Annotated in this window: 23 protein-coding genes and 1 pseudogene; 20 read left to right on the top strand and 4 right to left on the bottom strand. The window is 68.6% G+C overall.

The features are described 5' to 3' along the window. Position 1 precedes the first annotated feature (1 nt). Both BLS34_RS13680 and BLS34_RS25935 read left to right on the top strand, forming a co-directional pair. The gene (locus BLS34_RS13680; RefSeq protein WP_093151099.1) at positions 2-1,144 is read left to right on the top strand and encodes a 2OG-Fe(II) oxygenase; all 1,143 of its coding nucleotides are present in this window, start codon (positions 2-4) and stop codon (positions 1,142-1,144) included. 11 nt (positions 1,145-1,155) lie between these two features. Then, complete coding sequence (locus BLS34_RS25935; protein ID WP_156907223.1) at positions 1,156-1,323, top strand: hypothetical protein; 168 nt, start codon at positions 1,156-1,158, stop codon at positions 1,321-1,323. 65 nt (positions 1,324-1,388) lie between these two features. Here BLS34_RS25935 and BLS34_RS13675 read toward each other — a convergent pair whose 3' ends face one another. Both BLS34_RS13675 and BLS34_RS13670 read right to left on the bottom strand, forming a co-directional pair. Continuing rightward, positions 1,389-3,131 carry a sensor histidine kinase gene (locus BLS34_RS13675; RefSeq protein ID WP_093151097.1) on the bottom strand — a complete coding sequence of 581 codons (1,743 nt, stop codon included), beginning with the start codon at positions 3,129-3,131 and terminating at the stop codon, positions 1,389-1,391. Between the two features lie 47 nt (positions 3,132-3,178). Next, complete coding sequence (locus BLS34_RS13670) at positions 3,179-3,874, bottom strand: response regulator transcription factor (protein WP_028793497.1); 696 nt, start codon at positions 3,872-3,874, stop codon at positions 3,179-3,181. Positions 3,875-4,026: 152 nt separating this feature from the next. Here BLS34_RS13670 and BLS34_RS13665 point away from each other — a divergent pair, with 152 nt between their 5' ends. From BLS34_RS13665 to BLS34_RS13655, 3 genes are all read left to right on the top strand, one after another. Next, the gene (locus BLS34_RS13665) at positions 4,027-4,788 is read left to right on the top strand and encodes a HugZ family pyridoxamine 5'-phosphate oxidase (RefSeq protein WP_175474227.1); all 762 of its coding nucleotides are present in this window, start codon (positions 4,027-4,029) and stop codon (positions 4,786-4,788) included. 70 nt (positions 4,789-4,858) lie between these two features. Further along, complete coding sequence (locus tag BLS34_RS13660; RefSeq protein ID WP_093151092.1) at positions 4,859-5,119, top strand: hypothetical protein; 261 nt, start codon at positions 4,859-4,861, stop codon at positions 5,117-5,119. Positions 5,120-5,235: 116 nt separating this feature from the next. Then, positions 5,236-5,781, top strand: coding sequence for an NUDIX hydrolase (locus BLS34_RS13655; RefSeq protein WP_093151091.1), 546 nt, complete (start codon positions 5,236-5,238; stop codon positions 5,779-5,781). 196 nt (positions 5,782-5,977) lie between these two features. Here BLS34_RS13655 and BLS34_RS13650 read toward each other — a convergent pair whose 3' ends face one another. Then, positions 5,978-6,730: a HesA/MoeB/ThiF family protein gene (locus BLS34_RS13650; protein ID WP_093151089.1), complete on the bottom strand. Its 753-nt coding sequence runs from the start codon at positions 6,728-6,730 to the stop codon at positions 5,978-5,980. A 197-nt stretch (positions 6,731-6,927) separates the two neighbouring features. Between BLS34_RS13650 and BLS34_RS13645 the strand changes: the two genes are divergently transcribed. The 14 genes from BLS34_RS13645 to BLS34_RS13580 all read left to right on the top strand — a co-directional run bounded on the left by BLS34_RS13645 (position 6,928) and on the right by BLS34_RS13580 (position 21,386). Further along, positions 6,928-8,562, top strand: coding sequence for an acyl-CoA synthetase (locus BLS34_RS13645; RefSeq protein WP_093151087.1), 1,635 nt, complete (start codon positions 6,928-6,930; stop codon positions 8,560-8,562). Beyond that, positions 8,559-9,152: a 2-hydroxychromene-2-carboxylate isomerase gene (locus BLS34_RS13640; RefSeq protein ID WP_028793492.1), complete on the top strand. Its 594-nt coding sequence runs from the start codon at positions 8,559-8,561 to the stop codon at positions 9,150-9,152. Before BLS34_RS13645 ends, BLS34_RS13640 begins: the two co-directional genes overlap by 4 nt. Positions 9,153-9,157: 5 nt before the next feature. Then, positions 9,158-10,006, top strand: a complete 849-nt coding sequence (locus BLS34_RS13635; RefSeq protein WP_093151084.1) for a sugar phosphate isomerase/epimerase family protein — start codon at positions 9,158-9,160, stop codon at positions 10,004-10,006. Positions 10,007-10,099: 93 nt separating this feature from the next. Beyond that, complete coding sequence (locus BLS34_RS13630) at positions 10,100-10,510, top strand: hypothetical protein (protein WP_028793490.1); 411 nt, start codon at positions 10,100-10,102, stop codon at positions 10,508-10,510. 245 nt (positions 10,511-10,755) lie between these two features. Beyond that, positions 10,756-11,325 carry a queuosine precursor transporter gene (locus BLS34_RS13625; protein WP_028793489.1) on the top strand — a complete coding sequence of 190 codons (570 nt, stop codon included), beginning with the start codon at positions 10,756-10,758 and terminating at the stop codon, positions 11,323-11,325. Between the two features lie 13 nt (positions 11,326-11,338). Continuing rightward, positions 11,339-12,376, top strand: a complete 1,038-nt coding sequence (gene queA, locus BLS34_RS13620; RefSeq protein ID WP_093151081.1) for a tRNA preQ1(34) S-adenosylmethionine ribosyltransferase-isomerase QueA — start codon at positions 11,339-11,341, stop codon at positions 12,374-12,376. Then, positions 12,373-13,497, top strand: a complete 1,125-nt coding sequence (gene tgt, locus BLS34_RS13615) for a tRNA guanosine(34) transglycosylase Tgt (RefSeq protein ID WP_028793487.1) — start codon at positions 12,373-12,375, stop codon at positions 13,495-13,497. Before queA ends, tgt begins: the two co-directional genes overlap by 4 nt. Before the next feature lie 152 nt (positions 13,498-13,649). Then, positions 13,650-14,777, top strand: a complete 1,128-nt coding sequence (gene queG / locus BLS34_RS13610) for a tRNA epoxyqueuosine(34) reductase QueG (protein ID WP_093151079.1) — start codon at positions 13,650-13,652, stop codon at positions 14,775-14,777. Then, positions 14,774-15,241, top strand: coding sequence for a preQ(1) synthase (gene queF / locus BLS34_RS13605; protein WP_093151077.1), 468 nt, complete (start codon positions 14,774-14,776; stop codon positions 15,239-15,241). The genes queG and queF overlap by 4 nt, the downstream gene beginning before the upstream one ends. Before the next feature lie 235 nt (positions 15,242-15,476). Further along, positions 15,477-15,878 (top strand): PAS domain-containing protein, encoded by a 402-nt coding sequence (locus tag BLS34_RS13600; protein WP_093151076.1) that lies wholly within the window; start codon positions 15,477-15,479, stop codon positions 15,876-15,878. 76 nt (positions 15,879-15,954) lie between these two features. Continuing rightward, positions 15,955-16,764, top strand: coding sequence for a hypothetical protein (locus tag BLS34_RS13595; protein WP_093151074.1), 810 nt, complete (start codon positions 15,955-15,957; stop codon positions 16,762-16,764). Positions 16,765-16,934: 170 nt separating this feature from the next. Then, positions 16,935-17,621, top strand: a complete 687-nt coding sequence (locus tag BLS34_RS13590; RefSeq protein ID WP_093151072.1) for a DUF4286 family protein — start codon at positions 16,935-16,937, stop codon at positions 17,619-17,621. Between the two features lie 10 nt (positions 17,622-17,631). Continuing rightward, positions 17,632-19,683: a hydantoinase/oxoprolinase family protein gene (locus tag BLS34_RS13585; protein ID WP_093151071.1), complete on the top strand. Its 2,052-nt coding sequence runs from the start codon at positions 17,632-17,634 to the stop codon at positions 19,681-19,683. Next, entirely contained in the window at positions 19,680-21,386 is a 1,707-nt protein-coding gene (locus BLS34_RS13580) for a hydantoinase B/oxoprolinase family protein (protein WP_093151070.1), read from the top strand. The genes BLS34_RS13585 and BLS34_RS13580 overlap by 4 nt, the downstream gene beginning before the upstream one ends. Here BLS34_RS13580 and BLS34_RS26205 read toward each other — a convergent pair. After that, on the bottom strand, positions 21,356-21,715 hold the full coding sequence (locus tag BLS34_RS26205) for a terminase large subunit domain-containing protein (RefSeq protein WP_245701984.1): 360 nt from the start codon (positions 21,713-21,715) through the stop codon (positions 21,356-21,358). The two genes, BLS34_RS13580 and BLS34_RS26205, sit on opposite strands and share 31 nt — an antisense overlap. Before the next feature lie 167 nt (positions 21,716-21,882). Here BLS34_RS26205 and BLS34_RS13570 point away from each other — a divergent pair. After that, a pseudogene (locus BLS34_RS13570) lies at positions 21,883-22,168 on the top strand (transposase); the annotation flags it as partial.

The following is a 22,168-nucleotide window of genomic DNA, read 5'->3' as shown; positions in this document are numbered from 1 at the left end:
CATGACCGCGCACCAGCATCCAACCTTCCGCCCCGGCGACTTCCTGCCGACCTTCATCGCCGACACGCCGATCAATCCGCGCTTCGAGTTCGACGCGGTGGCCGGCCGCACTGTGCTGCTCTGTTTCCTCGGCAGCGGCACCAGGGGCAAGGCCGCCGAGGCGGTGAACCTCTTGCGCTCCATGGAGAAGACCCTGCATCGGGCCGGGATCCTGATCTATCTGGTGACCGCCCATCCGCAGGACCGCCAGGCCGACACGCTGATGTCCGACGACCGGCGGACGCTGCCGTTCTGGGACACGGACCTGAAGATCCATCGCGCCTACGGCATGGTCGAGGACGCCCGCACGCCGGACCAGACCTATCGCGTCGTCCGCAACGGCTGCTTCGTGGTCGGCCGCAATCTGCGCATGACCGATTTCCTGAGCTTCGCCCCGCTCGACACCTTCCTGGACCGGCTGGCGGCAGCGGTGTCCAGGATCCCCGCCGCCCCGCCGGTGGCGCAGGTCGGCGGCCACGCCCCCGTGCTCTACGTCCCGGACGTGTTCGAGCGCGATCTGTGCCGACGGCTCATCGACGAATACGAGGAGAACGGCGGCGGCCCCAGCGGCGTGATGCGCGACGTGAACGGAGTCACCACCGGCTTCTTCGACGACTCCGTCAAGCGCCGGCGCGATGCCCCGATCCGCAACCGGGACACCCTGGCGTGGATCCGGCGCAATCTGATCAACCGGCTCACCGGCGAGATCAAGAAGGTCTACAACTTCGACGCCACCCATATCGAACGCTTCATGGTCGGCTGTTACGACAGCGGCGACAGCGGGTTCTTCAGCGCCCACCGCGACAACGGCGGATCCGGAACCGCCCATCGCCGCTTCGCCGTGTCGATCAACCTGAACGCCGAGCAGTTCGAGGGCGGGGAGCTGTGGTTTCCGGAATACGGGCCGCATCTCTACAAGCCGGCGACCGGGGGCGCGGTGGTGTTCTCCTGCTCGATGCTGCACGAGGCCCGCAAGGTCACCGCCGGCCGCCGCTACGCCTTCCTGCCGTTCCTGTTCGACGCCAAGGCGGCGGCGATCCGCGACGCCAACCGAGGGTTCCTGAGCCAGGTCCCGCCGGTCCAGGTGAAACACTCGGCGGCCTGACGCCTGGTTCCATGACCGTGCTCACCCTGTCCCTGGATGCCGATCAGCTCGACCGGCAGATCGGGGATCTCCGGGTCATCCTGAGGCTGCCCAGACTGTCCCCCCGGTCCCGGGCAGACCTGACCCAGCTTCTGATGCTGCTCCTGATCCTGAAGCGGGCAGTGTCGGAAGCAGGGTGAGCCGCAGAGGTGGGGCGGAGAGGCCCGCTCCGCCCCACCTCATTTGTTCCGCCGAAGCCGCTGCCTCAGTCGTCCGCCGCCGGCAGCCGGATGAGGAAGCGCGCGCCCAGCGTCCTGCCGTCCGGGCTCTTGCGGTTCTCGGCGCGCACCGTGCCCTCGTGGGCCTCGATGATCTGGCGCGAGATCGACAGGCCAAGGCCGGAATGGGTTCCGAACTTCTCGCCCTCGGGCCGCTCCGAATAGAACCGATCGAACACCGCGTCGAGCTTGCCCTCCGGCAGGCCGGGGCCGTCATCCTCGACCACGATCACCACCTCGCCGTTCTCGCGATAGGCGCGCAGCCGCACCGAGCCCTCCGACGGCGAGAAGCTGACCGCGTTCTCGATCAGGTTGCGCAGCACCTGCACCAGCCGGCCCTCGTGGCCGTTGACGAACAGCTTCTCCGGATCGGTCAGTTCGGCGCGGACCGGCGGGCCGCCGTGATCCTCCTGGGCCGCCTTGTAGACTTCCGCCAGGGCGCCCAGCAGCCCGCCGACATCGACCCGCTCCTCCTCTTCCCGGCTGATCTCGGCGGCAATGCGGGAGGCCGAGGAGATGTCGGTGATCAGCCGGTTCAGCCGCTCCACGTCGTCGACGACGACGGCCAGCAGACGGCGCTGACGCTCCGGATCGTCGATCCGCGCCGCCGTCTCCACCGCGCTGCGCAGGGAGGTCAGCGGGTTCTTGATCTCGTGGGCGACGTCGGCGGCAAAACCCTCGATGGCGTCGAGCCGGCGCCACAGTTCCTCGGTCATCGAGCGGATCGAGCGCGACAGGTCGCCGATCTCGTCCTTCCGGCCGCCGAAATCGGGAATCTGGATCCGTCGGTGCCGGCTGTTGCGCACCAGCACGGCGGCATGGGCGAGGCGCTGGATCGGCCGGGTGATGGTGCCCGCCAGGTACAGTGACAGCAGGATGGTGACCAGCAGGGTGAAGGCGAAGATCGACAGGATCTCGAACCGGACCTCGCGCACGGCGGTGTCGATCTCGTCGCCGTCCAGCGACAGCATCAGCGCGCCGAGCACCTGCTTGTAACGCTGCACCGGCACCGCGGTGGACAGGATCAGCCCGCCCTGCTCGGTCTTGCGGACGGCCCGTTCGGTGGTGCCGGCGAGCGCGGCGGTGACTTCCTTCAGCACGCCGCCGTCCGACGGCTGCTCGCGCCAGATCGGGAGCTGGCCGCGGCGCGGCAGCCAGTTGACCATGGCGTTGTAGAGATCGATGGCGAGCCGGGCCAGGGGCTCGTTCTCCATGGGCGGGGGCAGCGGTACGATGCGCACGGTGCCGGCCGGCCCGGCGAGCCGTCGGCTGTCGGCCAGCATCGCGCCGGTGGGGTGATAGACCCGGATGCGCGAAGAGGTGACGACCGACAGGCGTCGCACGATGCGCTGCACCCGCACCGGATCGAGGCCCTCGTCCTGGATCACGTTCGGCTCTATGCCGAGTTCGCCGATCGCCCGGGCGATCACCTCCGCCTGACGGGTCAGCGCGTCCAGCTCGCCGCGGATCAGGGCGTTCTGGTAGCGGTCGAGATAGAGTACGCCGACGAAGAGGATGGCGATCGACACTAGGTTGATCGCCAGGATGCGCGCGGTCAGTCCCGATACCGACGGCCAGCGCAGAGCGAAGACCTTGCGTCGCCTGGGGGTCGCCCGCCGGGTCCGCCCCGCATCGGACGCGCCGCGCCCATGGCCTGTCGATTGCGGCTGATCGTTCGGATCGGCCCGCAAGCCGTGTCGGCTACCGTCATTTCGGCCCGTCGCCGCCATCGGTTCCCCTTAGTCCCCGTCATCCCCGGCCCGTCGCCCGGCCCGGGTCACTCCCGGTACCGGTAACCCACGCCGTAGAGGGTTTCTATCTTGGAGAACTGGTCGTCGGCCGACTTGAATTTCTTGCGTATCCGCTTGATGTGGCTGTCGATCGTGCGGTCGTCGACATAGATGTTGTCGCCATAGGCCGCATCCATGAGCTGGTCGCGGCTCTTCACGTGGCCCGGCCGCACCGCCAGCGCTCGCAGGATCAGGAACTCGGTCACCGTCAGCGGCACCGGCTTGCCGGCCCAGGAGCAGATGTGCCGGGCGCCGTCGAGCACCAGCTCGCCGCGCACCAGCGGCGCCTCCGACTGTGGATTGAACTCGTCCTGGGCCAGGTCCTGGCGCCGCAGCAGCGCGCGGATGCGCTCGATCAGCAGGCGCTGGGAGAACGGCTTGCGGATGTAGTCGTCGGCGCCCATGCGCAGGCCGAGCACCTCGTCCACCTCGTCGTCCTTGGAGGTCAGGAAGATCACCGGCAGGGTGGAGGTCTTGCGCAGGCGCTGCAGCAGTTCCATCCCGTCCAGGCGCGGCATCTTGATGTCGAGCACCGCCAGATCGACCGGCCGCTGGTTCAGGCCGCGCAGGGCCTCCTCGCCGTCCTTGTAGGTGCGCACCTGGAAGCCTTCCGACTCCAGCGCCATGGAAACCGATGTCAGGATGTTCTGGTCGTCGTCGACCAGCGCGATGGTGTTCGTCATGATCCGCCCCTTTCCCGCAACACGTCGTTGCCAGAGTTCGGGTTTGCCCCCCCATTCCGGCAAGGGCTTGGCCGCAATGGGGCGAAGAATGCAGGCGGCGCCCCGAATGCGCCGCATTTCGATCGCCGCCCGTCCCGATGTATAGCATGGGTATGACCGATCCAGACGCCAAGTCTTCCACACCCTCTCCCGCCCGGTCGGTGCGCGATCTGCTGCGCTCCTGCGACCGGGCGGTGCTGGCGACGGTACAGCGCGCCGAGTCCGAAGCGCCGACCGGCTGGCCCTATGCCTCGCTGGTGATGATGGCGGTCGACCAGGACGCGTCGCCTCTCCTGCTGATCTCCACCCTGGCGGATCACACCCGGAATCTCCTGGCCGATCCCCGCGCCAGCCTGCTGGTCGACGGCACCGCCGGGCTCGACGAGCCGCTGACCGGCGCCCGGGCGACGGTGATGGGCCGCCTGGAGAAGACCGACGACCCGCGGCACCGCGCCCGCTACCTGGCCCGCCACCCCTCCGCCGACATGTATGCCGGGTTTGGCGATTTCGCGGTGTGGCGGATGTCGGTGGAGCGCGCCCATATCGTCGCCGGCTTCGGCCGGATCCACTGGGTCGACGGCGGCGAGGTCCTCGGCGAGGCCCACCCCACCCTGGCCGAGCGGGAAGCCGATGTGGTCGGCCACATGAACGACGACCATGCCGATGCCGTCGCCCTCTACGCCAAGGTGCTGCTCGGCCTGGAGGGCGAGGGCTGGGCGATGACCGGCGTGGATGCCGAGGGCGCCGACCTGCGGCGCGCCGGCAGGGTCGCCCGCCTGCCCTTCGACACGCCGGTGGCCGATGCCGACGGCGCCCGGGTGGAGTTGGTCAGACTGGTTAAGAGAGCACGGGCCGCCGCCGCGTCGGAGTCGTAAGAATCGCGGAACTCCGCGGTTCCTTGAATTCCGATGCGTTAAGGTCTATATTCACGGGTGGAGACAGAAAATGCTTCAACCCGTTCTGACATCGACGCCGACCAACGCGCTGCCCAATGCCGGGCTGGTGGTACCGCGTCCCGTGCAGCAGGAGCAGTCCTCCAGTTCCACCCGCAACCTGACCTCCAACCCGGTTCGCCAGAACTCCGAGGCCGACGACGTCGGGCCCGACAGCGAGCAGGATCGCGAGCAGCGGGTGGACGGCAACCGGGCCGCCTTCGCGTTCAGCCGGGGCAGCGGCCGCGGGGGAAATCTCGACATCTTCGTCTGACCGGGTCCGGTTGCGGGACATGACGGCGGCTTTGGGCCGCTTTTTTTGTGCCTGGCATCCCGCCAAATCGCCGCGTCCCGGTTGCGGGCGGCGCGCGGCGCCGCCACACTCCCCTCATGTCCGACGCCACCCCTCCCCGTTCCGGCCCGCAGGGTCCCGTCGTCCGCCGCGTGCCGCACGGCGACAACCGCGAGCGGCTGGTCTGCGACGATTGCGGCTTCATCAACTACATCAACCCCAAGATCGTCGTCGGTTCGGTGGTCACCCTGGGCGACAAGTTCCTGCTGTGCCGCCGGGCGATCGATCCGCGCGACGGCTACTGGACGATCCCGGCAGGCTACATGGAGGAGCGGGAGACCACGGTGGAGGGGGCGATGCGCGAGGCCTGGGAAGAGGCCTATGCCAAGATCGAGATCGACGCCCTGCTCGGCATCTACAACATCCCGCGGATCAGTCAGGTACAGATGATCTACCGCGCCCGCCTGCTCGACCCGGATGTGAAGGCCGGCGACGAGACGCGGGAGGTCGGCCTGTTCACCTGGGACGAGATCCCCTGGGACGACCTGGCCTTCCCCAGCGTGCACTGGGCGCTGGACCACTGGCGCCGCACCCAGGGCCAGAGCAATTTCCCGGCGTTCCCGGAACCGGTGCAGGGGTTGTAGCCCCTTCCACGCCCTCTCTGCCGCCCCCCACTCCCTCCCCCGTCATCCTGATGCAAATCAGGATCCTGCCACCTGCCCTTCCGAGCCGCCTGCCCTTCCGCAGCGCCGGTGCTTGATCCTGACTTTCGTCAGGACGACGGAGAGGGGCTGGAATTGGGGACGGAGGTAGGTTGGATTGGAGCGGGAAACGAACCGCTCACCCGCAGGCCCGGCACCCCGGACGCTTCTTGTACCGGATCTCCTGCACCGACATGTCGAGCGCGTCCCACAGCATCAGCCGGCCCTTCATGGGCTCGCCCAGGCCGAGGATCAGCTTCAGGGTCTCGGTCGCCTGCAGCGTGCCGATCACCCCGGCGACGGCACCGAGAATCCCGGCCTCCTCGCAGCGCGGGGTGAGCTCCGGATCCGGCGTCTCGGGGAACAGGCAGCGGTAGCAGGGCGCGTCCGCGTCCGGCATCACCGTGGTGAGCTGGCCCTCGAAGCGCGACAGGGCGCCGGCGACCAGCGGCACGCCCGCCGCCCGGCAGGCGTCGTTCAGGGCATAGCGCGTGGCGAAATTGTCCGAGCCGTCGACCACCACATCGGCGCCGGCGACGATCCGCCCGGCATTGTCCGGCGTCAGCCGCTCGGCCACCCGCTCGACCGCGATGCCGGGATTGATCCTGGCCAGGGTCTCGGCGGCGGAGTCGACCTTGGGCCGGCCGACCGCGTCGGTCATGTGGACGACCTGGCGCTGCAGGTTGGTCAGGTCGACCGCGTCGTCGTCCACCAGCACCAGGGTGCCGACCCCGGCCGCCGCCAGATACAGCGACACCGGCGCGCCGAGCCCCCCGGCGCCGATCACCACGACCCGGGCGTCCAGCAGCCGCGCCTGCCCTTCCTCGCCGACCTCGTCGAGGATCAGGTGGCGGGCGTAACGGTGGAATTCGGCTTCGCTCAACTCTCGCATGGGAAAAATGTAGCCCAACCGCCCCGCCCCACGCCACACTCACCGCCAGCTTCCGGCGTGGAGCGGAATAAGCTCTCATTTGTTCCGGTCTTCAGATCGCCGTCCCACCCGTCCCGCGTCCGTCCACGATCAACCCTGGACACCAGCGCCCTTGCCCACAACCTGTCGGCGCGCTTTGATCTCCGAAGGGAGGATGCATGCTCGAGCCCGCCGCCAGCTATGAGGAGGCGCGTGCCCGCTTTCGATGGCGGGTACCGGAGCGCTACAACATCGGCGTGGACATCTGCGACCGCCATGCGGAGGCGGGTGCCGGAACGGCGCTGATCTACGTGCAGGGCGACGGCCAGGTCCGCGAGGTCTCCTTCACCGAGTTGAAACGGGCGTCGAACCGGCTGGCCAATGTGCTGGCGGGTGCGCGGCTGGTCCGCGGCGACCGGGTGGCGATCCTGCTGCCCCAGCGCCCGGAGACCGCCATCGCCCACATCGCCGCCCACAAGGCCGGCATGGTCTCGGTGCCGCTGTTCACCCTGTTCGGCGAGGATGCGCTGCAGTACCGGCTGTCGGACAGCGGGGCCGCCGCCCTGGTCACCGACCGTGACAGCCTGCCGAAGATCATGACGATCCGCGACCGGCTGCCGGACCTGAAGCTGGTGCTGGTGGCCGACGAGAGCCGCGACGGACCGGACTGGGAGGCCTTCGCCCCGGCGCTCGCCGCCGCGTCGGACCGCTTCACGCCGGTCGATACACTGGCCGACGATCCGGCGATCATCATCTACACCTCGGGCACCACCGGCCCGCCGAAGGGCGCGTTGCACGCCCACCGGGTGCTGCTGGGACATCTGCCGGGGGTGGAGTTTCCCCAGGAGTTCTTCCCCAAGCCGGGCGACCGGTTCTGGACGCCGGCCGACTGGGCCTGGATCGGCGGGCTGATCGACGTGCTGCTACCGTCCCTGCACCACGGCGTGCCGGTCGTCGCCCACCGCTTCGCCAAGTTCGAGCCGGAGGCCGCCTTCGACTTCATCGCCCGACACGGGGTGCGCAACGCCTTCCTGCCGCCGACCGCGCTGAAGATGATGCGCCAGGTGCCCGACGCGCGCTGCCCCACCATGCGCTCCATCGGCTCCGGCGGCGAAAGCCTCGGCGCGGAACTGCTGGACTGGGGCCGGCGCACCTTCGGCTTCACCATCAACGAGTTCTACGGCCAGACCGAGTGCAACCTGGTGGTCGGCAACTGCGCGTCCATCATGGAGGTCCGCCCGGGCTCCATGGGCAAGCCGATACCTGGCCACGAGGTCGCCATCGTCGACGGCGACGGCAATTTCATGCCCCCCGGCGAGCCCGGCGCCATCGCCGTGCGGCGCGGCGACCCCGTGATGTTCCTGAAATACTGGAACAAGCCGGAGGCGACGGAAGAAAAATACGTGGGCGACTGGATGCTGACCGGCGATCTCGGCCGCGTCGACGACGACGGTTACCTGCACTACGTGGGCCGCGACGACGACGTCATCACCTCGGCCGGCTACCGCATCGGCCCGGGCGAGATCGAGGACTGCCTGATGACCCATCCGGCGGTGGCCCTGGCGGCGGCGATCGGCGTGCCGGACCCGCTGCGCACCCAGGCGGTGAAGGCCTGCATCGTCCTGGCCGAGGGCCACGCACCGAGCGACGAGCTGAAGCGGGCGATCCAGAGCCACGTGAAGACCCGGCTCGCCGCCCATGAATATCCCCGGATCGTCGAGTTCGTCGACGCCCTGCCCATGACAACAACCGGCAAGATCATGCGTCGCGTGCTGCGCGAGCGCCATGCCGAACCCGAGGGAGACCACCCGTGAGCCTGCACATCGATTACTACATCTCGACCTCCAGCCCGTGGAGCTATCTCGGATCCGGCCGGTTCATGGAGATCGTCAAGCAGACCGGCGCGACGGTCGGCGTGCACGCGGTCGATTTCGGCGCGGTCTTCGCCGTCTCCGGTGGCCTGCCGCTGCCCAAGCGCGCGCCGCAGCGCCAAGCCTACCGCATGATGGAGATGAAGCGCTGGCGCGATAATCTCGGCATCCCCCTGGTGCTGGAGCCCAAGGCCTTCCCGATCACCACGCCGATCTCCTCGCTGGCCATCATCGCCGCGCGGGAGAGCGGTGCCGACGCCCTGGCGCTGAGCGACGCGCTGCTGACCGCCCTGTGGCGCGACAACCGCGACACCGGCGACACCGAAGTGGTGAAGACGATCGCCGACGAGACCGGACTGGACGGGGCGGCGATCATCGAGGCGGCGCCGACCTACAACGACCAGCTCACCGCCGACACCCAGAAGGCGATCAATTCGGGGGTGTTCGGCGCGCCCAGCTATGTCCTGCCGGACGGCGAGATCTTCTGGGGCCAGGACCGCATCGACCTGCTCCGCTGGCGACTCGGACTCTGACGCCCATGCCCGCCATCCCCACCGTCGCCCTGATCACCGACGAGGTGAGCCAGGACCTGGACGAGGTCCTGGCCTTCACGGCCGAGCACGATGTCACCCAGGTCGATATCCGCGCCGTCGACGAGCGCAACGTCATTCTGTTCGACAATGACGAACTGGGGGCGCTGGCCGCACGGCTGGCCGACGCGGGGCTGACGGTGGGCTGCTACTGCTCGCCCCTGCTGAAATGGACCAGGCCGGGCATGCCGGTGCCCGAGGGGACCAACTTCCACGGCTTCGACCCGGACGCCATGAGCAACGAGACCGCCATGGTGCACGCCTTCGAGGTCGCGAACGTGCTCGGTGCCCGGCAGATCCGGGTCTTCTCCTACCTCGCCTATCCCGGCTTCACCCCGGCGGATCTGGACGACGACCTGGGGCTCCTGCTCGACCTGGCGGAGGCCCACGGGGTGGATCTGGTGCTGGAGAACGAGCATGTCTGCAACGTGGCCACGCTGGCCGGTATCATCGCCGTCGCCGACCACCATCCGCACCCACGCCTGAAGGCGGCGATCGACCTCGCCAACCAGATGTCCGCCGGTCATCCGCCGCCGAGCGAGGACGAACTCGTCCACGCCGCCCGGCTGGGCGGCACCGTGCATGTGAAGGATCTCGCCCCGGACAAGACCTATGTGCCGGTCGGCCAGGGCGTGATCGACCACGCGGGCAGCCTCGCCACGATCCTGAACGCGGCCCCGGGCGGCGCGTTGCCGATCGTCATCGAGACCCACATGCCGCATGACGGCCCGGCGGCGACCGCCGCCTCGCTGAAGGCGGTGCGGGCTATGCTCGCGAAGATCTGCGAGGACGCCTGACGCGCCGGACGGAGGCGCCAGGAGACTTGATCGGGAAACCGGGACGGGGTTGAGTCGTCATCGGTAGGGGCCCGCCACGTTCGGAGAACGATCATGACGACGACCGCACTTTCCCTCACCCGCTCCGCCGCCCTGCTGTTGCTCTGCGGCGGGTTGCTGGCGGGCTGCGGGTCCGACCGCGAGGAGTTGGCCAAGCTCGCCCCCTATGGCGCCGAGCCGCGGGAGAGCTGCGGCGAGACCTCGCGCGGCGTGTCGCTTGAGGACCTGGACGGCGACGTGGAGGATTGGAGCATCGACGAGGCCCGAGAGGAGCTCGGCCCGCCGCAGCTTCTCACCACCGACGGCGCCATCCGCCGGGCCGGCTGGTACGACGTGGTGCTGGGCCAGCAGACCTGCGGCACGCTGCTGGAGATCCTGGAACGCGGCGACCAGCGCATCGTCACCGTGCGCGACCTGAAATCCCACGAGATCTGGGGCGTGCTGGACGGCAAGTTCCCGGAATAGGGTGTGGCCGCTATTTCCCATGCTCCGTCATCCCGGCGAGCCCCGGGCTTGAACCGAGGGTCGGCCGGGACCCGGAACCGACGTTGGGGACACGGTCCCGGCCGCCCTCCGGATCGGGTCCGGAGGTCGCCGGGATGACGGATGAAGGTTGATGGCTTGCAACGGACGGCACACACCCTCGACATTCCGCCGCTTCGGCGTTAGAACCCCGCGCTTTCCGCGCTCTTGCCGTTGAGGTGCCGCTCATGCGCACGCACGCCGCCGAACGTTCGGCCCTGGTCGCCGCCATGGTGGCCATCGGCCTCGTCGTCCTGGTCTCCAACATCGCCGTCCAGTATCCGATCGGCGACTGGCTCACCTGGGGCGCGTTCACCTATCCTCTCGCCTTCCTGGTCACCGACCTGTCGAACCGGATCCTCGGCGCCGCCTCGGCGCGTCGCGTGGTCTATGCCGGTTTCGCGGTCGGCGTGGTGCTGTCCTTCATGGCCGCCACCGACGCCTTCGGTCAGCGCATCGCCGTGGCCAGCGGCGCCGCCTTCCTGACCGCCCAGCTCCTCGACGTGTGGATCTTCAACAGGCTGCGCCAGGGCACCTGGTGGCGCGCGCCGCTGGTCTCCTCGCTTTTCGCCTCGGCCCTGGACACCGCGATCTTCTTCGCCGGCGCCTTCGCCATGACCCAGGTGCCGTGGGTGCAGCTCGCGCTCGGCGACTATGCCGCCAAGCTGGCCATGGCGGCGCTGCTGCTGGTGCCGTTCCGCGCGCTGATCCGCCTGCTGCCGGCGGAGTGGCAGGAGGCCCCGGTCCGGCCGATCTGAGGACGGGCGCCGGATGCGCGTCGATCTGTTCGACTACACCCTGCCGGAGGAGCGGATCGCCCGCTTCCCGGCCCGCCCGCGGGAATCCGCCCGGCTGCTGGACCTGACCGGCGGCCGAATGGCGGACCGGGTGGTGCGCGACCTGCCCGACCTGCTGCGGCCGGGCGACCTGCTGCTCTCCAACGACACCCGCGTCATTCCCGCCCGCCTGAAGGGCAGGCGCGGCGCGGCCGGGGTGGAGGTCACCCTGCACAAGCGCGACGGCGATGCCGTGTGGCGCGCCTTCGCCCGGCCGGCCAAGAAACTGCGCCCCGGCGACCGGATCGTCTTCGCGGAAGACCTTGCCGCCGACGTCACCGACAAGGGCGAGGCCGGCGAGGTCACCCTCGCTTTCTCCTGCGGCGGGCCGGCGCTGATGGCCGCGCTGGAAGCCCACGGCTCCATGCCACTGCCGCCCTATATCAAGCGCGCCGCCGGCGAGGGTGCGGAAGATTCCCAGGACTATCAGACGGTTTTCGCTGCCCGCGACGGCGCTGTCGCGGCGCCGACCGCCGGGCTCCACTTCACCCCGGCACTGCTGCAGGCGGTGGAAGCGAAGGGCGTGAAGCGGGCGCTGGTCACCCTGCATGTGGGGGCCGGCACCTTCCTGCCGGTGAAGGCGGACGACACCGACGACCACGTGATGCACACCGAATGGGGTGAGGTCTCCGCCGAGACCGCACGGGCCATCGCCGAGACCCGCGCCACCGGCGGTCGGATCGTCGCCACCGGCACCACGACCCTGCGGGTACTGGAGGCCGCGGCCAATGACGACGGCACCGTTCCGGCCTGGTCCGGCGACACCGACCTGTTCATCACGCCCGGCTACCGGTTCAAGGCGGTCGACATGCTGCTGACCAATTTCCACCTGCCGAAATCGACCCTGCTGATGCTGGTCAGCGCCTTCGCCGGGCGGGAGCGGATCCTGGCGGCCTACGATCACGCGATCGCGCAAGGCTACCGCTTCTTCTCGTACGGGGATGCCTGTCTGCTGGAGAGGACCACGCCATGACCATCGGCTTCGAGACCTGGGCCAAGGACGGCGCCGCCCGGCGCGGCCGCCTCACGCTGGCTCACGGCACCATAGAGACCCCCGCCTTCATGCCCGTGGGCACGGCGGCGACGGTGAAAGCGATGCGGCCCGAGTCCGTAGCCGAAACGGGTGCCGAGATCCTGCTCGGCAACACCTATCACCTGATGCTGCGTCCCACCGCCGAGCGCATTGCCGAGCTGGGCGGGCTGCACCGGTTCATGAACTGGAACAAGCCAATCCTGACCGACAGCGGCGGCTTCCAGGTCATGTCGCTGGCCGGCCGGCGCAAGCTCGACAAGGACGGGGTGACCTTCCAGAGCCATATCGACGGCAGCAAACACCGGCTGACCCCGGAGCGCTCCATCGAGATCCAGCACCTGCTGGGCTCCGACATCACCATGGCCTTCGACGAATGCACCCCGCATCCTGCGACCCACGAACAGGCGGCGGACTCCATGCGCCTGAGCATGAAATGGGCGGCACGGTCGAAGGAGGCGTTCACCGACCGGCCGGGGCATACGCTCTTCGGGATCGTGCAGGGCAGCGTCTATGACGACCTGCGGCGGGAATCCGTGGAGGCTCTGACCGGAATCGGCTTCGAGGGCTATGCCGTCGGCGGGCTGGCGGTCGGCGAGGGACAGGAGGAGATGTTCCGGGTGCTGGAGGCGACCACTCCGCACCTGCCCGACGACGCACCGCGCTATCTGATGGGGGTGGGCAAGCCGGGGGATCTGGTGGGAGCGGTCACGCGCGGGATCGACATGTTCGACTGCGTGCTGCCGAGCCGCTCGGGCCGCACCGGCCAGGCGCAGACCCGACGCGGACCGGTGAACCTGCGCAACGCCCGGCACGCCGCCGATCCGCGGCCGCTCGACGCCGACTGCGCCTGCCCGGCCTGCACCGGCTACAGCCGAGCCTATCTGCACCATCTGCAGAAGGCCGACGAGATCCTCGGCCCGATGCTGCTGACCTGGCACAACCTGCATTACTATCAGGAGCTGATGGCCGGTCTGCGCGGCGCCGTGGAGGCGGGCACGCTGGCGGATTTCGCCGCCGCCTTCGCCGAGCAGCAGGCGGCGGGGGACATCCCGGCGCTTTGACGCGGCCTTTTTCTTCCGACACCGTCAGCCCGGTTCGTCCCCGGGCCCGACCCGGGGCGAGACCGGGACCCTGGCGGCATCGCTGGGTCCCGGCCCGGTCCGGGATCAAATCCGGGTCCGTCCGGGATGACGAGGTAAGATAAGATTTGAACATGACGGACGCCCCCACCCTCGCCGAGCGCATCGAGGCCAAAGCACGGGCCGCCGGGTTCGACGCGGTCGGCATCACCCGCGCCGAGGTGGGCGCGCGGGAGCAGGCGCGGCTGGATGCCTTCGTCGCCGCAGGGCAGCACGGCGAAATGGCCTGGATGGCCGACACCCACGACCGCCGACGCGATCCGAAGACGCTCTGGCCGGAGGCGCGCAGCGTGGTCGTCTGCGCCATGAACTACGGACCGGAGCACGACCCGCTGGACGACCTGCGGCGCACCGATCGGGGCGTGATCGCCGCCTATGCCCGAAACCGGGACTACCACGACCTGGTGAAGAAGCGGCTGAAGCGGGTGGCCCGCTGGATGCATGCGGAACTGGACTGCGAGGTGAAGGTCTTCGTCGACACCGCCCCGGTGCTGGAGAAGCCGCTCGCCGCCAGCGCCGGGGTGGGCTGGCAGGGCAAGCACTCCAACCTGGTCAGTCGCGAGCACGGGTCCTGGCTGTTCCTGGGCGAGATCTTCACCACCCTGGACCTGACCCCGGACGCGGCGGAGACCGACCATTGCGGCTCCTGCCGACGCTGCCTGGACATCTGTCCGACCGACGCCTTCCCAGCCCCCTACACGCTCGATGCGCGTCGGTGCATCAGCTACCTGACCATCGAGCACAAGGGGCCGGTCCCGCGGGAATTCCGCGCCGCCATGGGCAACCGGATCTACGGCTGCGACGACTGCCTCGCCGTGTGCCCCTGGAACAAGTTCGCCGAGACCGCCCGCGAGGCCGCCTTCGTCGCCCGCGAGGACCTCACCCTGCCGCTGCTGAGCGAGCTGGCGGGTCTGGACGACGCAGCGTTCCGGGCCCGGTTCTCCGGCTCGCCGATCAAGCGGACCGGCCGCGACCGCTTCGTGCGCAACGTCCTGATCGCGCTCGGGAACTCCGGCACGGCCGATGCCCTGCCCAGTGTGGCGTCGCTGCTCGACGACGACAGTGCGCTGGTGCGCGGCGCCGCCGTCTGGGCATATCTGCGGCTGGGGGGTGCGCCCGGCGACCGGCCGGCGCGGGAGAACGACCGGGAGGTCCTGGCGGAATGGGCGGCCGGACCGGATGAACGAGGATTGAGACGATGAGCGACCAGACGATCTACGGCGGCCTGAACCAGCTCGGCGGTGCCACCGCCCTGCCCGCCTCGCCCGAGGAGGCGGTGCTGGAAAAGGTGGAGAACCCACATCGCGGCACCGATTACGTGGTGCGGTTCACCCAGCCGGAGTTCACCTCGCTCTGCCCGGTGACCGGCCAGCCGGATTTCGCCTTCCTGATCATCGACTACGTGCCGACCGACTGGCTGGTGGAGAGCAAGTCGTTGAAGCTCTATCTGGGATCGTTCCGCAACCACGGCGCCTTCCACGAGGGCTGCACCATCGACATCGCCAAGCGCGTGACGGACCTGCTGGCCCCCAAATGGCTGCGCATCGGCGGCTACTGGTACCCGCGCGGCGGCATGCCGATCGACGTGTTCTACCAGACCGGCGAGCCGCCCAAGGGGCTGTGGATCCCGAGCCAGGACGTGCCGGTCTATCGCGGTCGCCCGTGAGACCCGCAGACGCGGACCATACAACCGTATTCCCGAACCCAATGCATGAAGACAAGTATAGGTATGTTTGGAATATTTCACTGGCATGGATCTCACCATTAGCCAAGTATCTGGTATCGCCGTGAATTCAGGTGGGGGCCTGGTGAGCGAAAGTCGGTCCGAATTTAATTCAATGTCTGGCGTCTGGGTTCGACCATTCCATGATATCGACGCGTTGACTGATCAAAATCAGAGGATGCTCTTCAGATACTGGCAGGACTCGCACTTGGGTGGCGGCCTGCCGAGTCCGGACTGCATCGATCCTCTGGCGTTTCCGACGGCGGCCCTGCCGTTTCTCGTGCTCGAGGAATACGAGCGGGACACCAGGCGGTTCCGGACCCGTCTGACCGGTACCGCCTATCGCGACGCGGTCGGATACGAGAGCACAAACCGGCGCACCGACGAAACGCCGGGCGGGCACGCCGCGGCCGAGCGGCTGCACTGGATCGTCGAGGCCAGCCAACCCTACTGGTACCAGGGGCCGTTCAGCTTTTCCGCCAGGCCCTGGACGGCGTTCAGCGTTCTCAGCCTGCCCTTCGGCCGCATCGACGAGCCGGTGAGCCGCGTGCTCTGCGTCTTCGATTTCCAGCCGGGCTGACGGGCGGATGACGGAGCCTGGACCCTGGGCGGGACTGCGGCCACCATGGCCGGATCGAACCGCAGGGTATCCGACCATGTCCGAACCGCCCGCCGCCATCATCCTCGCCGACAGCGTCACCAAGCCGACCGGAGCCTGGATCGGCGCGGTGCTGGTCTCGGCGTCCCATGGCGGAGTCTATGCCGCCTATTGCGCCGCTAAGGCCGGGGTGCGGGCGATGATCCTGAACGACGCGGGGCGGGGGAAGGACGATGCCGGCGTCGGGGGCGCGGCCTGGTGCGACGCGCTGGGGCTGGCCTATGCGGCGATCGACACCATGTCGGCTCGGATCGGCAACGCCGAGGACATGGCGGCGCGGGGCGCGATCTCCACCGTCAACGAGGTGGCGCGGACCGTCGGCGTGGCCGTCGGGCAGCCGGTCATGGAGGCGGCCCAGCTGTTGACCCTCGCGCCGACGGTCACGGCCGAGATCCCGGTCTATGAGGAGGCCCGCACGGAGCTGCCGCCGGGGCCGAGCGGCCGGCACGTCGTCCTGGCGGATTCCGCGTCGCTGATCGGACCGCAGGATGTCGGCCAGGTCATCGTCTGCGGCAGCCATGGCGGCATGCTCGGCACCGACCCGATGACGGCGCTGAAGGTCGACGGCTATGCAGCCTTCTACAACGACGCCGGCGGCGGGGCGGACGGCGCCGGCTTCTCCCGCCTGCCCGCCCTGGATGATCGGGGCATCGCCGCCGGCACGGTCGCGGCGATGAGTGCCCGCATCGGCGACGGACGCTCGACCTATGAGGACGGTGTGCTGAGTCGGGTGAACGAGACGGCGAAACGGCTGGGCGGTGCGGAAGGCATGGCGCTGAAGGACTTCGCCCAGCGGCTGATCGCCTGAGTACCGGCGCCGCCGTCATAAGCGGATATGGCGCGGCCATGGAAATATGTGTCGGCGGGATCTAAGAAACACCCTTGGCAGCACCCCATCATACGCGGTGAGATCTGCGCCCGCGCGACAGCGGTCCGTGGGATCACCCGCCGCGACACAGACCACCGACGGAGAGAACGATGCCGCTATATGGCAAGGGCATGCTGGTCACCTTTACCGAGGTCGCCGGCGAGCACGAGGAAGAGTTCAACGAGTGGTACAACCGCGAGCATGTGGACGAGCGGGTGTTCATGCCCGGCTTCAAACGGGCGCGCCGCTATCTGGCGGCCGACGACCGCGCGAAGGTTAAGTATTTCGCCACCTATGAGACCGACACCGTCCGCGACCTCTGCGCACCGGAATACATGAAGCTGCTGGGCGACCAGTCGCCCTGGTCGAAGAAGGTGATGGCGCTGTTCACCCATTTCGACCGGCTCACCGTGGAATGCACGGTCGACCTGACACACGGCTTCACCGGTGCCGCCGGCCTCGCCCGCTTTTTCCCGGCCGATGCTCAGAAGGCCGATCTCCGCAAGGCCCTGGCCGAGCAGATCCTGCCGGAAGTGATCAAGCGCCCGGGCGTGCTCGGCGCCTGCGTGCTGGAGAACGACCTGGACGTGGTGGCCGAAGGCATCAAGGCCCAGGGCAAGCCGGTGCCGGCCGACATGAAGCAGGAATGGCTGGTGATCCTCGACACCGATACTCCGGCGACGGCCACCCTGGCCCTGGAGGCGGCGTTCGGCAACGACGTGCTGCAGCCCTACGACCTACCGACCTCGTCGGTGGAAGCTTCGTCCTACTACATGACTTTCGGCAATCAGCGCTGACGGAGTTCGCATGTCCTGGTTCATCGGTGTCGACGTTGGCGGCACCTTCACTGACTTCTATGCGGTCGACCGCGACAGCGCCCAGGTCGTCGTGCACAAGACCCCGTCCACGCCGCACAACCCGGCGGAAGCGATTCTGGAAGGGCTCGACGCCCTGTCGAAGGCCAACGGCATCCCGGCCGACTCGATCACCCGCCTCGCTCACGGCACGACCGTCGCGACCAACGCGCTGATCCAGCGTAAGGGTGCGGCGCTGGCGCTGATCACCACGGAAGGCTTCCGCGACTTGCTGGAGATCGGCCGGCAGATCCGCCCGAAGATGTACGACCTGAAGGCCGACGCGCCGCCGCCGCTGATTCCGCGCAAACACCGCTTCGAGGTGCGCGAACGGATGATGGCCGACGGTACGCCGCGCATCGCCCTGGAGGACGCAGCCATCGACGCGGCAATCGATCAGGTGGAGGCCTCCGGCGCGGAAGCGGTCGCGGTCTGCCTGCTGTTCGCCTTCCTGAACCCGAAACATGAACAGAAGATCGGCAAGCGACTGGCGGAACGGCTGCCGAACGTGGCGGTGTCGCTGTCGAGCGCGGTGCAGCCCGAATTCCGGGAGTACGAACGGTTCTCCACTGCGGCGCTGAACGCCTATCTGCAGCCGCTGATCGGCCGCTATATGCGGCATCTGGGGAAGGAGCTCGAGGAGAGGGCGCCGAAGGCGCGTCTCGGCATCAACCAGTCGAGCGGCGGGCTGATGTCGGTGGAGCGGGCCGCGGACTTCCCGGTCCGCACCGCCCTGTCGGGTCCCGCGGCCGGTGCCGTTGGCGCCGCCCATGTGGCGCGGCTGGCCGGCAAGCCGAACGTGATCACCCTGGACATGGGCGGCACCAGCGCCGACGTGGCGCTGATCCGCGACTTCGAAGCGGAGATCGGCTTCGGCCGCGAGGTTGCGGGCTTCCCGGTCCGCCTGCCGATCGTCGATGTGGATACGGTGGGTGCCGGCGGCGGCTCCATCGCCTGGTTCGATCGCGACGGGCTGCTGAAGGTGGGTCCGGCCTCGGCCGGTGCGGTACCGGGTCCGGCCTGCTACCGCCGCGGCGGCACCGAGGCCACCGTCTCCGACGCCAACCTGGTGCTCGGCCGGCTGTCCGGCAGCCTGATCGGCGGGGCGATGACCCTGGATCTCGATCTGGCGAAGCAGGCGATCCAACCGATCGCCGACAGGCTCGGCTTCTCCATCGAGAAGACGGCCGAAGGCATTCTCGGGATCGTCACCGCCAACATGGTCCGCGCCATCCGCACGGTCTCGGTGGAGCGCGGTCACGACCCGCGCCACTTCGTGCTGATGCCGTTCGGCGGCGCCGGCGCCCTGCATGCCGGCGAGGTGGCCCGGGCCCTGGACATGGCAGAGATCGTGGTGCCACCCGCGCCGGGCATTCTCTGCGCTCAGGGCCTGGTCGTCTCCGATCTGAAGGAAGATTTCGTCGCCACCGCCCGACTGCCCCTGGCGGAAACGAGCCGCGCCGATATCGACGCGGCCATCGCGCCCATGGCGGCGGCGGCCCAGGCCTGGTTCGAGACCGAGGAGATCACGCCGGCCCGTCGCCGCCTGCGACTGGCCATCGACCTGCGCTATGTCGGGCAGAACTTCGAGCTGCTGGTCGCGACGGACGAGACCGACGGCTCGGTGCCGTCGCTGCCGGATATCGCGGAGATGAAGCGCCGGTTCTTCGCCGCGCACGAGAAGACCTACGGCCACTATACGGCCGACGATCCGATCGAGACGGTGAACCTGCGCCTGACCGCCATCGGCGAGGCGGAACGCATTCCCCCGCCGATGGTCGCGGGCGATGCCGGCAAGCCCCCCGCGCCGACAGCACACCGGCCGGTCTGGTTCGACGGCAAGGAGCACGACACCCCGGTCTACGACCGCGCCAAGCTGGCCCCGGCGCAGTCCTTCAAGGGGCCCGCCATCGTCGACCAGCTCGACGCCACCACCGTGGTCCATCCCGGCGACACCGTGACGGTGGACGCCGCCCTCAACCTGATCATCGAGGTGTCGCGATGAGCGCCGAGACCAAGACAACCGGGCCCGATCCGATCACCACCGAGATCGTCTTCAACGCGCTGCAGTCCGTGGCCGACGAGAGTTTCGTCGCCCTGATGAAGAGCGCCTATTCCACCAACATCAAGGAGCGCCACGACCACTCCACCGCGATCGTCGACCGCAACGGCCGACTGGTGGTGCAGGCGTCGGGATCGATCCCGATCCATCTCGCCTCGATGCTGGGGCTGATGCAGAAACTGCTGGAGAAGTATCCGGTCTCGGAGATCCACGAAGGCGACGTGTTCTGCGCCAACGACCCGCATGTCGGCGGGGGCACGCACCTGCCGGACGTGAACCTGGCCATGCCGGTGTTCTCGGACGGGGAGTTGGTCGGCTTCGTGTGCAACATCGCGCACCATGCCGATGTCGGCGGGATGTCGCCCGGCTCCATGGCCGGCGGCATGACCTCGATCTATCAGGAGGGATTGCGCATTCCCCTCATCAAGCTGTTCCGCCGGGGCGTGCTGGACCAGGACCTGTTCGACCTGATCCTGCTGAACGTGCGCGTCGTGGAGGAGCGGCGGGGCGACTACAACGCCCAGTTCGCGGCCCTGCGCCTGGCGCATCGGCGGCTACTGGAAATCGTCGGGCGCAACGGGCGCGAGACGGTCGAAGCGGTGTTCGACGGCATCATCAGCCGGACCCACGCCCGCATGAAGGAGAGCATCGCCGCCATCCCGGACGGCATCTACAGCTTTGAAGACTTCATGGACAATGACGGGGCGGGCCTCGACGACATCAAGATCGCCGTGACCATCACCATCGACGGCGACAGCGCGGTCTTCGACTTCACCGGCACGCAAGAACAGGTGCCTGGCAACGTGAACATCCCGTTGAATGGGACGATCGCGGCGGTGTGCTACGTGCTCAAGGCGATGCTGGATCCGGAGATCCCGAACAACCACGGCGTCATCGATGCGGTGACGGTGACGGCACCGCCGGGCACGGTGGTGAGCTGTGTGGAGCCTGCTTCGGTCGCGTCGCGGGCGCATACCTCGCAACGCATCGTCGACGTGGTGATCGGTGCGTTGGCCGACGCGCTGCCGGACAAGGTGGTGGGGGCGGCCAACGGCGCCAACTCGATGGCGATCTTCGCCGGGACCGATCCGCGCTCTGGCCGGCCCTATGTCTATCTGGAGACACTCGGGGGAGGGTTCGGCGGCCGGAACGACCGCGACGGGAAGGATGGGGTGCAGGTCCACATCACCAACACCTCCAACCTGCCGGTGGAAGCGATCGAGATGGAGTATCCGCTGCTGGTGGAGGCCTATGGCCTGATCGAGGATTCCGGTGGGGCCGGTACCTGGCGCGGCGGGGCCGGCCTGCGCCGGGTCGTGACGCCGGTGGGACACGACTGCGTTTTCACCGGCATCGGCGAGCGCTTCCGCCACCAGCCCTGGGGCGTGTTCGGCGGCAAGCCCGGACGCTCGGGCCATTTCTCGGTTCGCACCAAGGAAGGCGAGACCAAGGACATGCCGACCAAGTTCGGCGACGCTCCGCTGCGCCAGGGCGACAGCGCCATCGTAGAGACGCCAGGCTCCGGCGGTTACGGCCCGCCGGAGCAACGGCCGGCCGAAACCCTGGCGGAGGACTGGAATTCCGGCAAGTTCTCAGCCGGATTCATGCGCGAGCATTATGGTTGGGAAGCGCCGCCGAGCGACTGAGAGATCCGGCCGACGACTGCATCGCGGACCGCGACGACAATGTCGAAGACCGGCGAGATAACGGCCCCGACCACGGCCGCCACCTCCGCCGGCATCGGCGTTTCCGGATAGGCGGCGTTCCAGGTCCAGGCCGCCTCGTAGCGCCATTTGGCGATCTCGTCGGCCCAGGCCGCGTCGAATTGCGGGCCGCGGAGCTGGTCCGGATCGTCCGCCGAGAAGCAGGTCGCCATCGCCCCGTTCGGCCAGGTCACCCGCCGCTTCGACGGCTCGTAGAGCGGCCGCGCCCAGGGCGGGCAGCAGGCCAGAAGCCCGCTCTCCCCCTCCACCATCACGTCGCGGGCGTCGCTCGCGTTTCGCCGACCAGGGCGATGCGGCCGGCGCGCTGGCTCTCGGCCAGGGCGCGGACCCACTCGGCACTGGTGCGGGTCTTGTGACCTGCTCCCCTGAAAGCTCCGCATTGTGAGGTTAGTCTGTTCCTCTGACGAGGAGATGGACGATGAAGCGCAGTCGGTTCAGCGAAGAGCAGATTATCGGCATTCTGAAGGAGCATCAGGCAGGCCTGTCGGCGTCGGATCTGTGTCGCAAGCACGGGATCAGCGATGCGACCTTCTACAAGTGGCGCTCGAAGTACGGTGGCCTTGAGGTGTCGGAGGCCAAGCGCCTGAAGCAGCTCGAGGACGAGAACGCGCGGCTGAAGAAGCTGCTGGCGGAATCGGTAATGGATGTCTCGACGTTACGCGAGATGCTCGGAAAAAACTTCTGACGCCCGGGTCGAGGAGAAC

This window comes from Thalassobaculum litoreum DSM 18839 (assembly GCF_900102465.1).
Taxonomy (GTDB): Bacteria; Pseudomonadota; Alphaproteobacteria; order Thalassobaculales; family Thalassobaculaceae; genus Thalassobaculum; species Thalassobaculum litoreum.
The sequence above is the reverse complement of the archived record's forward strand: the minus strand, read 5'-3'. Positions and strand labels throughout refer to the sequence as shown.

Excerpts from the sequence above, each read along its gene's own strand:
- BLS34_RS13635 (WP_093151084.1), top strand. The coding sequence starts at position 9,158 with ATGCCCGCCATCCCCACCGTCGCCCTGATCACCGACGAGGTGAGCCAG.
- BLS34_RS26205 (WP_245701984.1), bottom strand. The coding sequence starts at position 21,715 with ATGGTGGAGGGGGAGAGCGGGCTTCTGGCCTGCTGCCCGCCCTGGGCG.
- tgt (WP_028793487.1), top strand. The coding sequence starts at position 12,373 with ATGACCATCGGCTTCGAGACCTGGGCCAAGGACGGCGCCGCCCGGCGC.
- queA (WP_093151081.1), top strand. The coding sequence starts at position 11,339 with ATGCGCGTCGATCTGTTCGACTACACCCTGCCGGAGGAGCGGATCGCC.
- BLS34_RS13585 (WP_093151071.1), top strand. The coding sequence starts at position 17,632 with ATGTCCTGGTTCATCGGTGTCGACGTTGGCGGCACCTTCACTGACTTC.
- BLS34_RS13665 (WP_175474227.1), top strand. The coding sequence starts at position 4,027 with ATGACCGATCCAGACGCCAAGTCTTCCACACCCTCTCCCGCCCGGTCG.
- queF (WP_093151077.1), top strand. The coding sequence starts at position 14,774 with ATGAGCGACCAGACGATCTACGGCGGCCTGAACCAGCTCGGCGGTGCC.
- BLS34_RS13655 (WP_093151091.1), top strand. The coding sequence starts at position 5,236 with ATGTCCGACGCCACCCCTCCCCGTTCCGGCCCGCAGGGTCCCGTCGTC.
- BLS34_RS13580 (WP_093151070.1), top strand. The coding sequence starts at position 19,680 with ATGAGCGCCGAGACCAAGACAACCGGGCCCGATCCGATCACCACCGAG.
- BLS34_RS13625 (WP_028793489.1), top strand. The coding sequence starts at position 10,756 with ATGCGCACGCACGCCGCCGAACGTTCGGCCCTGGTCGCCGCCATGGTG.
- BLS34_RS13645 (WP_093151087.1), top strand. The coding sequence starts at position 6,928 with ATGCTCGAGCCCGCCGCCAGCTATGAGGAGGCGCGTGCCCGCTTTCGA.
- BLS34_RS25935 (WP_156907223.1), top strand. The coding sequence starts at position 1,156 with ATGACCGTGCTCACCCTGTCCCTGGATGCCGATCAGCTCGACCGGCAG.
- BLS34_RS13595 (WP_093151074.1), top strand. The coding sequence starts at position 15,955 with ATGTCCGAACCGCCCGCCGCCATCATCCTCGCCGACAGCGTCACCAAG.
- BLS34_RS13680 (WP_093151099.1), top strand. The coding sequence starts at position 2 with ATGACCGCGCACCAGCATCCAACCTTCCGCCCCGGCGACTTCCTGCCG.
- BLS34_RS13675 (WP_093151097.1), bottom strand. The coding sequence starts at position 3,131 with ATGGCGGCGACGGGCCGAAATGACGGTAGCCGACACGGCTTGCGGGCC.
- BLS34_RS13650 (WP_093151089.1), bottom strand. The coding sequence starts at position 6,730 with ATGCGAGAGTTGAGCGAAGCCGAATTCCACCGTTACGCCCGCCACCTG.
- BLS34_RS13600 (WP_093151076.1), top strand. The coding sequence starts at position 15,477 with ATGCTCTTCAGATACTGGCAGGACTCGCACTTGGGTGGCGGCCTGCCG.
- BLS34_RS13630 (WP_028793490.1), top strand. The coding sequence starts at position 10,100 with ATGACGACGACCGCACTTTCCCTCACCCGCTCCGCCGCCCTGCTGTTG.
- BLS34_RS13590 (WP_093151072.1), top strand. The coding sequence starts at position 16,935 with ATGCCGCTATATGGCAAGGGCATGCTGGTCACCTTTACCGAGGTCGCC.
- queG (WP_093151079.1), top strand. The coding sequence starts at position 13,650 with ATGACGGACGCCCCCACCCTCGCCGAGCGCATCGAGGCCAAAGCACGG.
- BLS34_RS13670 (WP_028793497.1), bottom strand. The coding sequence starts at position 3,874 with ATGACGAACACCATCGCGCTGGTCGACGACGACCAGAACATCCTGACA.
- BLS34_RS13660 (WP_093151092.1), top strand. The coding sequence starts at position 4,859 with ATGCTTCAACCCGTTCTGACATCGACGCCGACCAACGCGCTGCCCAAT.